The following is a 12765-nucleotide window of genomic DNA, read 5'->3' on the forward strand; positions in this document are numbered from 1 at the left end:
TTTTTCCGCAGGAGTCTCGCAGATTCTCTTCTTAAAAACAACATTATCGATTAACAGAGGCAATAAGATAAAACAAACTATTTTTGGAGGTAATTTTATATGGAAGAACAATTTAAACTAATAGGAAATTGGATGATGGAAGAAGAAATAGATTTTACCTTTTTAACTTCCACCGATAATATTTTTTATTTTAGCGGGTTTTATAGTGATCCACATGAACGATTACTAGCATTAATTTTATTTCCTCAAGAGCAGCCAATTTTAATTTGTCCTGCTATGGAAAAAAATGATGCTAAAAATGCTGGATGGAAATATGACATTATCGGCTATAGTGATATAGAAAATCCATGGGAAGCTATCCACCAGAAGATTACTGCTAAAACACATACTGTAAAAAAAGTTGCAGTGGAAAAAGATCATATGAATGTAAGCAGATACGAATCTCTTCGCAGCGGTTTTCCTTCTATAAAACAATTTATTTCTGCAGAAGAAAAAGTCAATCAGCTGCGCATGGTGAAAACAGAAAAAGAACTTTCTTACATACGCGAAGCATGCAAATGGGCTGATTATGCGATAGAAGTTGGGTGTAGTGAAATTGCAGAAGGGAAAACAGAAATGCAAGTCCTGGCTGCTGTTGAATATGAATTAAAGAAAAAAGGGATTGCGAAAATGTCTTTTTCTACAATGGTTCTTACAGGGAAAAACGGAGCATCTCCTCATGGCAACCCAGGGGACACACCCATTCAAAAAGGAGATTTTGTTCTGTTTGATCTAGGTGTTGTAGTAGACGGCTATTGTTCTGATATTACAAGAACCGTTGCTTATGGAGAGGTCAGCGATCAACAAAAAGAAATTTATGATACAGTTCTTAAAGCACAGCTTGCGGCAATTGAAGCATCAAAACCTGGTGTAGCCTGCAAAACGGTTGACCTGGCTGCGAGACAAGCCATTCGCAATGGAGGATATGGAGAATACTTTCCTCATCGTTTAGGGCATGGTCTGGGTATTAGCGTACATGAATTTCCTTCCCTGACAGAAACAAATCCATTAGTGCTTCAAGAAGGAATGGTGTTTACGATTGAACCTGGAATATATGTGCCGAATATTGCAGGCGTTAGAATTGAAGACGATGTATATGTGACAAAAGATGGCGTAGAAATATTAACTAAATTCCCGAAAGAGCTGCAAATACTATAAAATCTAATGCGTGAAGGTGACTCAAAAAGGTTATACAAAACTTTTAGTGTCAGCGCTCTAAGGAAAAGAAACTGCTTGCTTTAACATGAAGCAGCATTCTGAAAAAAACGGAGCCTCCAATGTTGATATATCTAACCATTGGAGGCTCCGTTTACTTTTGAGTCACTCTTATGCTTTTTTGTTATTGTCTGTTTTCGTTGGAACTGCTTGGTCAATCGCTCCATCATTATACGCTTCCTTCACTTGAGCGATTACTTCATCTGTTCCATTTCCCTCGAATGTGCCACTAACTGTTTTATTTTCATCTTTACGATTCATTCCATGTAATCCTCCTAATATAAATTCTTTTTTATTCTCTCATGAGCAAGGAAAGATTATGCATGTTCAGTTATATATTATATAATATATACATAAAGGAGGTTTCTTAAAATGAGCTTACATTATGAAAATATACTTGTTGCTGTTGATGGTTCACTAGAAGCGGAAAAAGCGTTTAATAAAGCGGTTGTTTTAGCAAAAGATAATAATGCAGCCATTGTAATTGTACATGTCATCGATACTCGCTCATTTGCAGCTGTTGCTGCGTACGATCAAGAAATTGCCACAAAAGCAGATGAATATGCCAATGAATTAATTGATAAATATATGGAATTTGCTAAACTAGCAGGCATTTCCAATGTAAAAAAAATAATCGAGTTCGGATCACCTAAAGTAATCATTTCAAAAAATATTGCTAAAAAAATGAATGCTGATTTAATTGTATGCGGTGCTACTGGTTTAAATGCTGTTGAGCGATTCATTATTGGAAGCGTTTCAGAAGGAATTACAAGAAATGCACCATGTGATGTACTTATTGTTCGCAGCGATAAGAAATAATTTAACATATCCACTTCTTTACAAACAAAAAGGGTACCTAATTGCTTAAACATCACCTTTATTTTTCCAAACGGAAAGTAAGTGAAAACAAGCCTATTAGGTTACCCTTTTTTATTATTTACTGTTGTTTACACATGCCTTTGCTTTCGCAATTGCTAGTTTAATTTGTTCAAAGCCTGTACCACCAGCACTGTTTCTACGTTGAACAGCCGTAACTGGATTTAATACATGATAAATATCATCCTCAAACAACTCACTTGCATCATTAAATTCAGCTAAAGATAAGTCGCTTAAATAACAATTTTTATTTACACAATATAAAACAAGTTTTCCAACAACCTCATGTGCTTCACGGAATGGCATACCTTTATCTGATAGATAATCTGCTAATTCCGTTGCATTGGAGAAGTCATTTTTAGTAGACTGTTCCATTACATCCGTATTAACTTTCATCGTTTCAATCATGCCAGCAAAGATTTTTAATGAACCAGTAACCGTTTTAACTGTATCAAACATACCTTCTTTATCTTCTTGCATATCTTTATTATACGCAAGCGGCAAACCTTTCAACACCGTTAGAAGACCCATTAAGTTTCCATAGACACGACCAGTTTTACCGCGAATCAGCTCAGCCATATCTGGATTCTTTTTCTGCGGCATAATGCTGCTTCCTGTTGAGAAGCTGTCATCTAGATCAATAAACTTAAATTCCTGGCTTGACCATAAAATAATTTCTTCGCTAAAACGAGATAAATGCATCATTAAAATCGAACTTGTTGATAAAAATTCTAAAATAAAGTCCCTATCACTTACAGCATCCATACTGTTTTCATAAATAGAATCAAACTCCATTAATTCAGCACTATACATGCGGTCGATTGGGAAGGTTGTCCCTGCTAATGCCCCAGCACCAAGTGGCGAAACATTAATTCTTTTTAAGTTCTCCTGCAATCGACTCTTATCTCTTTCAAACATCCAAAAATATGCCATTAAATGATGGGCAAACGAAATAGGCTGTGCTCTTTGTAAATGAGTATAGCCAGGCATAATCGTTTCCACATTTTCTTCTGCCTTTTTAATCAGCGCATTTTGAAGCTCTTCTATGTAAGAAAGAATGACTTTTACTTGTCTGCGCAAATATAAATGCATATCCGTAGCAACCTGATCGTTGCGGCTTCTGCCCGTATGAAGCTTTCCACCGACAGGACCAACTAAATCTGTCAGTTGGCTTTCTAAATTCAAATGAATATCTTCAAGTTTAACGGAAAAAGACAATTCCTCTTTTTCTGCCTTTTCTTTTAATGTAAGCAAACCGCTTTTGATTTTTTCGGCTTCTTCTGCTGTTAAAATGCCGGTTTTAGAAAGCATTGTCACATGGGCAATGCTCCCTTCTATATCTTCCAGCACTAATTCTTGATCGAAAGGAATGGATGCGCCGAATTCATCTACCCATTCCTCTGCAGATTTTGTAAATCTGCCGCCCCACAATTTTTTCACACTGTCACCTTCTTGTTGTTTTCCACAATACTTTGAACTTTTGTTGGAAGACCCCATAATTGAACAAATCCAACAGCCGCTGAATGATCAAACTCATCCTCTGAGCTGTAAGTTGCCAATTTCTCATCATATAGAGAATATGGAGATTTTCTTCCTTCAATAATAGCATGACCTTTAAATAATTTCACGCGAACTGTTCCTGTTACGTTCTTTTGTGTTTCTTTTAAGAAAGCCTGCAATGCTTTTGTAATTGGGGAGAACCAAAGGCCATCATAGATTATCTCTGTTAGCTTTTTCTCAATAACCGGTTTGAAGTGTGCTACTTCTTTCACCAATGTAATATCTTCTAATTCTTTATGTGCTTTAATTAATGTCATAGCAGCAGGACACTCGTATACTTCACGAGATTTAATTCCTACAAGACGATTCTCTACATGGTCAATTCTTCCAATACCGTGTTTTCCTGCAATTTTGTTTAATTCCAAAATTAAATCAGATAATTTGTATGGAATGCCGTCAATGCTTACAGGTACCCCTTCTTTAAAATCAATTTCGATTACATCAGCAGTATCTGGTGTATTCTCTAGGCTAGCTGTTAATTCATATGCTTCTTCCGGAGGAGCAGCCCAAGGATCTTCTAATATTCCACACTCATTCGCACGGCCCCATAAATTTTGGTCGATAGAGAATGGGCTATCTAAGTTGATTGGAATTGGAATTTCTTTTTGTTTTGCATATTCAATTTCTTCTTCACGTGACCAGCCCCACTCACGTACTGGAGCTAATACTTGCAAGTTTGGATTTAATGCTTGGATGGATACTTCAAAACGTACTTGGTCGTTTCCTTTTCCTGTACATCCATGTGCAACTGCTACTGCATTTTCTTGTTCCGCAACTTCCACTAGTTTTTTTGCAATTAGTGGTCTTGACAATGCAGATACTAATGGATATTTTCCTTCATATAAAGTATGTGCTTGTAAAGATACTAACGCAAAGTCTTGTGCAAACTCTTCTTTTGCATCAATAACGTGTGATGATACTGCTCCAACAGATAATGCTTTTTTCTGAACAAAGTCCAAGTCTTTTCCTTCGCCTACGTCAAGGCAGCATGCTACTACATCATACCCTTGATCCTGAAGCCATTTAATTGCCACTGATGTATCTAATCCACCTGAATACGCTAAAACTATTTTTGGATTTGCCATTATTTGTGTTCCTCCTATATATACGAATAAATATTCATTAATTTATATTTTTATTCAAAAACTATACTACTCACTTTAACAACTTTTATACGGAAATTCAATAGTAATTATATAAAAATATAAAAAAATTTATTTGTTTTATTCTTTATGCTAGAGTACTAGTTATATTTTGGAGAAAATCAGATGAGAAAGCTGAAAATTAAAGAAAATAAGGGTTATATCCTCCCTGGATTTGTTTGAAAATTTACACTTCAAGTCCTATATATTTAGAAAAGATCATTTATTCACAACTAGAGGAAATAGAAAAAAGAAAGCAGCTTGCTTTCTTTTTTTTATGCATAAAGTTATTCATATTTTTTGAAGTTCACTTACTATATGACTTAATTCAGGAAGAATCAGTTTTTTCATTGCTAAACGCACCGCACCTGTTGATCCAGGGGTAGCAAAAACAACTTTATTATGAATAGTTCCCGCTATTGCTCTCGAAAGAATGGCAGCAGACCCAATATCTTCCGTGTAGCTCAGCATCCTGAACAGCTCGCCAAAACCATTTAGCTCTTTTATAAATAGTGGTTTTAGTGCTTCAATCGTTACATCCCTAGGTGAAATTCCCGTTCCTCCATTTAACAATACTGCATCGATTTCTTGTGATTGTACACCGAGTATAACTTCTTTTCTTATTTCATTCATATCATCTTTTATAATAATATGTTCCGAAACAAAGTGATTTTTTTCCTGTAAAAGTTCCCTCATTAATTTTCCGCTTGTATCTGTATCAACTGTTCTTGTATCACTGACGGTAATAACTTTGCAATTTATTACTTCATATTCTTGTTTAATATGTTTATTTTGACTCATTTGACACCTCTTTATCTTCTATTTAGACTCTATCTTTATATTGTTTGCCTCTATCCTATGAAGTAATAGGTCATTTTCATGTTTAGCAAACATATGCAGCATATGCATCGGTCTGGTCATCGCAACATAAAGCAGTTTTATGTCTATTTCCTCCATCTGAAAAACTTCTTGCAAAGAAACAATCAATACTGCATCAAACTCTAATCCTTTTGATAAATAAGATGGAACGATAATGATGTGTTTTTTTTCCAATTCTTCACTTTCCCTAAGAAGCTGGATTGGAAAATCTGTATGCTTTTTAAATAACGAATGAATAAGTCTGCATTCTTGATCTGTTTTTCCGATTACTGCAATGGAATAATAGCCTTGCTGGTGAATATTATTTATTGTTGCAGACAAGCTTTCAATCAGCTCTAACTTCTTATTATACGAATGAAAAACAGGTTTTTCTCCCCGGCGAACCACTGGTTTTACTTTTGGCATATTCTTATCCACCAGATTTAAAATATCATTGGCTGCTTTCATGATGTCAATTGTAGTTCGATAGCTTTTCTCCAGCGTTAAATAATTTGCTCTTGGAAATACATCCTTTCTTAATGTGTGCCAGTTTTTTAAACCTCTGAATGAATGGATGCCTTGTGCCAAATCACCGACTAATGTGAACATATCTGTTTCCAAGCCTGCTTTTAAAGCATAAAGCTGAAGTGCACTATAGTCTTGCGCTTCATCAATGACGATATTTTTCGCCTTTAACTCTTTCTCAATGCCAAAAATTCTGTGCTGCATATAAAAAAGGGCGCCTAAATCCTCTACTTCGACCTGCTTTTGTTTTAATAGCTTTTGTTGAAAAGCTACAATAAAAGTAATTTGCTCATCTGTTAAATAATCGGAAGCATAATCTTTCCATATTTGTTCACTGGAAAAAAGGGTTTGATAATATCCGTAAAGCGTATTAGTCGGCATTTTATCCATGTACTTCTTGACTGCTGTTTTCGCTTCCTTTTTTATTTGGTTTATTCTTTCCTCTTTTTTATCTAAAAAATAAACAACACGTTCTTTTCTTTTTATTGGATCTTTAATAGCAAGGGCATAATCCAGGGCATTTTCATACTTTTCGGTCAACTTATTTAATATGATTGTTTTTTTTCGTTTTAAATCAGCCTGCAATACGCCTTTGATTTTTTGTTTTCTTTTTAAAAATGGCAGATAATCATACTCTTTTTTAAATAATCTTTGCAGCTTCTTTGCGCCGTATAATGGAAACTTTTCTATTCTAAAATCCTCTTTTGGACTCATTTTATCCATTATTTCCTCTAGATAGCGATCCAGTACTTTTTTATAAATGAGCGACCCTTTAAAGTCAGCCAACCATTTGATCATCTCTTCATTTTCATATTGATGTTGAAGCAAGCCTATTAGCTTGTCATTTGGTTTCATCATTTTTATTTTTTTGCCTATGCATAATTGAACATAATCGATATAGGTTGTTTGCCTGATCTTCTCTACCCCTAAATCAGGTAGTGCTTCTGAAATATATCCAATAAACATATTGTTTGGTGCAATGATCATGAGCTGCTCTGGTTGAAAATATTTTGCATAATGATAAATAAAGTAGGAAATTCGATGCAAAGCAATGGTGGTCTTGCCACTGCCTGCTGCACCTTGCACAATAATCGGCCGGTTAAGATCAGCACGAATCACTTTATTTTGTTCTTCCTGAATGGTTGATATAATTTCAGTCAGGCGCTGATCCGCTTTTCCAGCTAATGACTGCTGCAGCAGTTCATCTGTTGTTGTTAAATCAATATCCTGATAATGAATAAGGCTTCCATCCTTCATTTTAAATTGCCTTTTTAATGAAAGATACCCGTGTATTTCTTCTTCATTCGCTAAATAAGAAACGTCTCCTAAGCGTCCGTCATAATAAACATTTGCAATTGGAGACCGCCAATCTACTATGATTGGTTTTTGTGTATCTTTTTCATATAAGGACGTTTTTCCAATATAATAGATGCCTTTGTGCTTCTTCCCTTTCATTTGATAATCAATTCGAGCGAAATACGGTGCATTCATCAATCTTTTTAATGTATGTAGTTCTGTAGTCGCGATATGCAGAAATCTGCTGTTTGTTAATAGTTGTATATAGCTCAAGCTGCTGTCTAAATAGTCAAGATCAGCACTTGCCTGTTTTATATCTACTTCCAAGTTTCCCTTGCTGTGCAATGCTTCTTCGATGACTTGCTCCATATATTGTTTCGTGTATTCAAGGTATTCCTTTTCAGCTTGAAATTCCACATCAATATGATGATCCATTCCTATTCTCCTTTCTAGGAAATGAGGCAGATAAATTTAATGGTTGGGAGGGGATTCTTCCATGTCTTTTAAAAGAAGATAACTTTTTTGATAATATTTATGGGTGAACTCCGTTATTTTTCTTGTAAACTGATAGTTTGCTCCACTGCCAACTATCATGCCAATGGTAGAGGATTTTTTGCTGAAGAAATAAATACATAAAAGTTTCACACTTTGCTTCACTAATAAAAGAAAGGTGCTCTCATCGACTATTTCTTCTTTTCCTTTGTAAAAATAATCTTGCTTATATAAATCTTCCATTAATTCAATCCACGCCTCTCCTTGCAGTTCTTTAGGAAGACAGGCTGCATGAAATACTTTTAATACCGCCATAATTTCATATGGACTAATTGCCGGACGTCCATATATTGAGGCAATGACTTGAATAGCACGAAGATTTATCACTAAAATCGCTAATATATCTGTTAATAGTAAAGAAGATTTTCCGATTCCTGTTGTACACCCTTGCCCAAATGCCAACATTCGATAGCGTGCGATTTGCTCTTTTACAATAAAGTTTAATTGATCAAGCGTCAGCTTATTCATATCTTCGAGGCTAAAAATCTCTTCATTAAATAATCTTGCAGTTTGCATTATTTTTTCGGAGACATTTTTTTGAAAGGTGGAATTAAATAGGATAGAGTGAACATAAAACAGAGAACTGTCCAATATTATAAATAAGGATTCTTTTGTTGTATCTGGAAGCAATGATATTCCCCTATCCATAAATCTCTTATATACCATTTCTCCATAAGTTGGTTCATAGTCATATAATTGCTGTTCCCATTTCTCTATTGTATGCAAGTAATATTTTTCACTTTTCGTTAAAGGCATTTTATCTCCTCCATACATATTTCTTCCAGTTATATATTGTAGGATATCACAATGTTGCCTAAAACAGTTACAAAAACGAAAAAACCCGAATTTTGTACACTTTATTGTGTACGTAACTCGGGTTGTTATATATGCCATAGTTACTGGATTATTATTTTGCTAATCTTACTACATCACGAGCAATCATTACTTCCTCGTCAGTAGGAATAACAAGCACTTTTACAGGAGAATGCGGATAGTTAATAAACGCTTCATTTCCTGATAATTTATTTAATGTTGGATCCCAGTATACTCCCATAAATTCAAGACCTTTTAGTACTCGAGCACGAACGATTTCACTATTTTCACCAATACCTGCTGTAAAAATAATTGCATCTACACCGTTCATTCCTGCTGCATAGGAACCAATATATTTATGAATATGGTCTGCAAATACAGTTAAAGCAAGTTCTGCTCTATCATTGCCTTCATTTGCAGCTTCCGTAATATCACGTAAATCACTAGAGAAACCAGAAATCCCTAATAAACCACTCTTTTTATTTAAAACTTGCAGCACTTCATCTGCTGTTTGATTTGTTTTATCCATAATATACGGGATAAGAGCTGGATCAATATTACCAGAACGTGTACCCATTGTTACCCCAGCTAGTGGTGTGAATCCCATGGATGTATCAATTGATTTACCGCCTTCAATTGCTGCAATACTTGCACCATTTCCTAAGTGACAAGAAATTAATCGTAATTGATCAATAGGACGATCTAATAATTCTGCTGCACGTTGTGAAACATATTTATGTGATGTTCCATGAAAACCATATTTACGAATGCCAAACTTTTCATAATACTCATAAGGAAGGCTATATAAATATGAACTTTCAGGCATTGTTTGGTGGAAAGCTGTATCAAACACAGCAACAGCAGGAACATTCGGCAATACTTGTTGGAATGCACGAATACCTGTAAGGTTTGCTGGGTTATGAAGTGGTGCTAATTCAGATAATGCGTCAATTTTTTCTAATACTTCTTGTGTAATTAATGCAGAATCTGCAAATTCTTCTCCACCATGAACAACACGGTGTCCAATTCCTTCAATCTCTTCTAATGAAGCGATAATGCCAAGCTCTGTTAGTTTACTAAGTAAAATTTTAACAGCTACATCGTGATCTGGAATTTCTGTCACTTCTTTAATTTTTTCTCCATTTGCTGAAATATTAAAAACAGCCTCATTTAAACCAATACGTTCGATTAAACCTTTTGTAATCACTTCTTCACTTGGCATGTCAAAAAGTTGAAATTTTAATGAAGAACTTCCTGCGTTAATTGCAATAATTTTTGCCATAAAATAAATTACGCCCCTTTTATATAACAACATTTTTTGTGTAATGTCTGACACAGAACAGTATTATTATGTACAACAGACATCATAAGTATCTCTCAATTTCTCATTTAAACATTGTACTAGCAACATTTCAAGCACTTAATCAATAGTTCTGTGTTTTTTTAAGTTTTTATTGAATTTTTTCATTAAATTGTCAAACATGTGAAGAAAATAGTAGTAACTGTTTTATTACATAATTATGCTTGTTTATTTTCTTTTATCCACTCGTCAATCTGCAGCAATATTTTTTCCATCTGCGTGATATTTGAAAGATTTGGTATCTTCGCAAGGAGCACTTGATTCGGCGTCTGAACGCTTTCCCCTTTTTTCTGCAGCACTAAAATACTTTTCGCTGCCTGTTTATTTTTAAATAAAGAAAAAGGCAATTGCAATATACTTTGGATATATACTTTTTCTTTAAAAAATTGATGCAATTTTCCTGCTTGTTCACTTTCAAATAACCCATTTGGTACCATGCAAAATACGTACCCTCCATCTTTGAGATGATTAATACTTTGCTCTAAAAAAAGATGATGCGCATAGGAATGCCCAGTCTCCGCCTTCAGCATATACTCGCTTGCACCTATATCATTAGGATAATAACCGACTGGAAGGTCACTGACAATCACGTCTACAGGATCGATAAACAGTTTTTCCAAACTATCTTGATTATAAAATTGAATAGGCTGCTCTTGTAAATTTGCATTGATATAAGCAAGCTGCAATAATAACTCATCAATTTCGACACCAAATGCCTCTATATGCTTCCCTGGCTGATGATTAATAATGGTCGTTAACAAATTTCCTGTTCCAACGGCTAAATCAAGGAGACGCATCTCTGTTGGTCTATAAAACTTTTGCACAAGATAACCGATAAACATACCAATAGAATCTGGTGTCATTTGGTGATTAGCTTGTACATTTTCTTGCATTCCCTTTAGTATCGCCAACTGAAAACTTTTACGTATTTCCTCTTTGCTATACGTATCCAAAGAAACAGATTCATAGCTTTTTTTTAACCTTTTGACACTGTACTCACTTAAGTTTTCTAGTAATATAGCTTCTTGAAATATATTTTCCCCTGTTAACGCTAACGCTTCTAAGTATGTACAATCTTGCTCTTCTTTTATGACAATCGCTGTTTCATTAAAAACAGTAAATAATTTTTCCACTGGAACCATTTTCATTTTAATACCACCCAATTTTTATTTCCACTTAATCTCTTCCATCGATAACATTTGTGATCTTCACAAAGTAAAAAGTCTCGAAAAGTTTCCGAGACCCTTACTATTATTAACAATGCAATTGCATTTGTAAACATTATATTATTTTGCTTGTTTTACTGCTTCTATTGCTGCTTCATAATTAGGATGATTGGTTGCTTCTGCTACATATTCTACATAAGTTACCGTATCGTTAGCATCTACAACAAAAATTGCACGGGTTAATAAACGCAGCTCTTCGATTGCAACACCATATGCTTTTCCAAAAGAAAGCTCTTTATGGTCTGAAACGGTTATCACCTTGTCAATGCCAGCTGCAGCACACCATCTTCTTTGAGCAAATGGCAAATCAGCACTCACTGTAATAATCTGCACATTTTCTAGTTTGGCAGCTTCTTCATTGAAGCGGCGTGTTTGAGCATCACAAACTCCTGTATCAATAGAAGGAATGACACTAAATAAACGAACTTTCCCTTTGGAGCTGTCTAATGTTACTTCAGACATGTCGTTTGCTAAAACAGAAAAATTTGGCGCTTTATCTCCAACCTTAATTTCCTTTCCAAGTAATGTTACTGGTTGGTTTTTAAACGTAATCGAAGCCATTGTTTTTATTCCTCCACTTTTTTTCAATATGTACTATATTTTCATCATATCTTTTGATGGCACCAATTGCAAAGAAAAAGGTCTGACATGATAAGTAAATCGTTGTAAAAAGGACTTCCTCCTTCGATTCACTTTTTTTATGTCAGACCTTGTTTTTTTATTTATTGGCTCTGTTAAATTCCATTGTTGATTTTCAAAAGGTCAGGGAATCCACTCCCTTTCCTATAAACAACCCTATCGTTTAACAGAGCCTATTCATTTAATCAAGCTATTTAAAATCAAAACTCAATATCTTCTTTTGGTTTTGATGGTTGTGGATTAGGTGATGCTGATTGTTGATTATTTTTTGAAAGCATTTGTTGGATTTTTTCAACTACTTGTGGTGCAAAGTCTAATATTTTTTCATAAAGATGAGTACTTTCATCTAAATGAACCATTTTTACTCCTTGACTGTTCACAATTAGAAAAGCAATTGGTGTGATGGAAACTCCTCCACCGCTACCTCCACCAAAAGGGTGCTTCGCATTCAAATTTTCTTTTGAAGAATTATTTTCCAGTGTAAACTCACTTCCACCTGCTGCAAATCCGAAACCCACTTTCGATACTGTAAGAATAACACTTCCGTCCGGTGTTTCCACAGGATCTCCTATGATGGTGTTTACATCAATCATTTCTTTTAGACTTTCCATCGCAGTTGTCATTAAACCTTGAATTGGATGATCTGACATATTCTTATTCCTCC

12 protein-coding genes are annotated in these 12765 nt (G+C 34.8%); 2 read left to right on the forward strand and 10 right to left on the reverse strand.

All coding sequences use genetic code 11. The annotated features are described in order from the left end of the window. Positions 1 to 99 precede the first annotated feature (99 nt). A complete protein-coding gene (locus tag ACTYA4_RS13230) occupies positions 100 to 1197 on the forward strand; it encodes a M24 family metallopeptidase (RefSeq protein ID WP_443482346.1) in 1098 nt (365 codons plus the stop codon). Between the two features lie 168 nt (positions 1198 to 1365). On the opposite strand, the gene ACTYA4_RS13235 is transcribed toward ACTYA4_RS13230, so the two are convergent. Next, positions 1366 to 1515 carry a hypothetical protein gene (locus ACTYA4_RS13235; RefSeq protein ID WP_443482345.1) on the reverse strand — a complete coding sequence of 50 codons (150 nt, stop codon included), beginning with the start codon at positions 1513 to 1515 and terminating at the stop codon, positions 1366 to 1368. Between the two features lie 111 nt (positions 1516 to 1626). Here ACTYA4_RS13235 and ACTYA4_RS13240 point away from each other — a divergent pair, with 111 nt between their 5' ends. Then, positions 1627 to 2073: a universal stress protein gene (locus ACTYA4_RS13240; RefSeq protein WP_443482344.1), complete on the forward strand. Its 447-nt coding sequence runs from the start codon at positions 1627 to 1629 to the stop codon at positions 2071 to 2073. 114 nt (positions 2074 to 2187) lie between these two features. On the opposite strand, the gene argH is transcribed toward ACTYA4_RS13240, so the two are convergent. The 9 genes from argH to ytfJ form a co-directional block, all read right to left on the reverse strand. Continuing rightward, the gene (gene argH, locus ACTYA4_RS13245; protein ID WP_443482343.1) at positions 2188 to 3570 is read right to left on the reverse strand and encodes an argininosuccinate lyase; all 1383 of its coding nucleotides are present in this window, start codon (positions 3568 to 3570) and stop codon (positions 2188 to 2190) included. Further along, positions 3567 to 4775, reverse strand: a complete 1209-nt coding sequence (locus tag ACTYA4_RS13250) for an argininosuccinate synthase (protein ID WP_443482342.1) — start codon at positions 4773 to 4775, stop codon at positions 3567 to 3569. The genes argH and ACTYA4_RS13250 overlap by 4 nt, the downstream gene beginning before the upstream one ends. A 348-nt stretch (positions 4776 to 5123) precedes the next feature. Continuing rightward, positions 5124 to 5633 carry a MogA/MoaB family molybdenum cofactor biosynthesis protein gene (locus ACTYA4_RS13255; protein WP_443482341.1) on the reverse strand — a complete coding sequence of 170 codons (510 nt, stop codon included), beginning with the start codon at positions 5631 to 5633 and terminating at the stop codon, positions 5124 to 5126. An 18-nt stretch (positions 5634 to 5651) separates the two neighbouring features. Beyond that, positions 5652 to 7946 (reverse strand): RNA polymerase recycling motor HelD, encoded by a 2295-nt coding sequence (gene helD, locus ACTYA4_RS13260; RefSeq protein WP_443482340.1) that lies wholly within the window; start codon positions 7944 to 7946, stop codon positions 5652 to 5654. A gap of 36 nt (positions 7947 to 7982) precedes the next feature. Next, positions 7983 to 8819 carry an EcsC family protein gene (locus tag ACTYA4_RS13265; protein WP_443482339.1) on the reverse strand — a complete coding sequence of 279 codons (837 nt, stop codon included), beginning with the start codon at positions 8817 to 8819 and terminating at the stop codon, positions 7983 to 7985. A gap of 151 nt (positions 8820 to 8970) precedes the next feature. Then, positions 8971 to 10158, reverse strand: a complete 1188-nt coding sequence (locus ACTYA4_RS13270) for an acetate kinase (protein WP_443482338.1) — start codon at positions 10156 to 10158, stop codon at positions 8971 to 8973. A 236-nt stretch (positions 10159 to 10394) separates the two neighbouring features. Next, positions 10395 to 11384 carry a class I SAM-dependent methyltransferase gene (locus ACTYA4_RS13275; RefSeq protein WP_443482337.1) on the reverse strand — a complete coding sequence of 330 codons (990 nt, stop codon included), beginning with the start codon at positions 11382 to 11384 and terminating at the stop codon, positions 10395 to 10397. A 138-nt stretch (positions 11385 to 11522) separates the two neighbouring features. Further along, positions 11523 to 12023 carry a thiol peroxidase gene (gene tpx / locus ACTYA4_RS13280; RefSeq protein ID WP_443482336.1) on the reverse strand — a complete coding sequence of 167 codons (501 nt, stop codon included), beginning with the start codon at positions 12021 to 12023 and terminating at the stop codon, positions 11523 to 11525. Positions 12024 to 12301: 278 nt separating this feature from the next. Beyond that, a complete protein-coding gene (gene ytfJ, locus ACTYA4_RS13285; protein ID WP_443482335.1) occupies positions 12302 to 12751 on the reverse strand; it encodes a GerW family sporulation protein in 450 nt (149 codons plus the stop codon). Positions 12752 to 12765 lie beyond the last annotated feature (14 nt).

This window comes from Niallia yueguangensis (genome assembly GCF_052663115.1).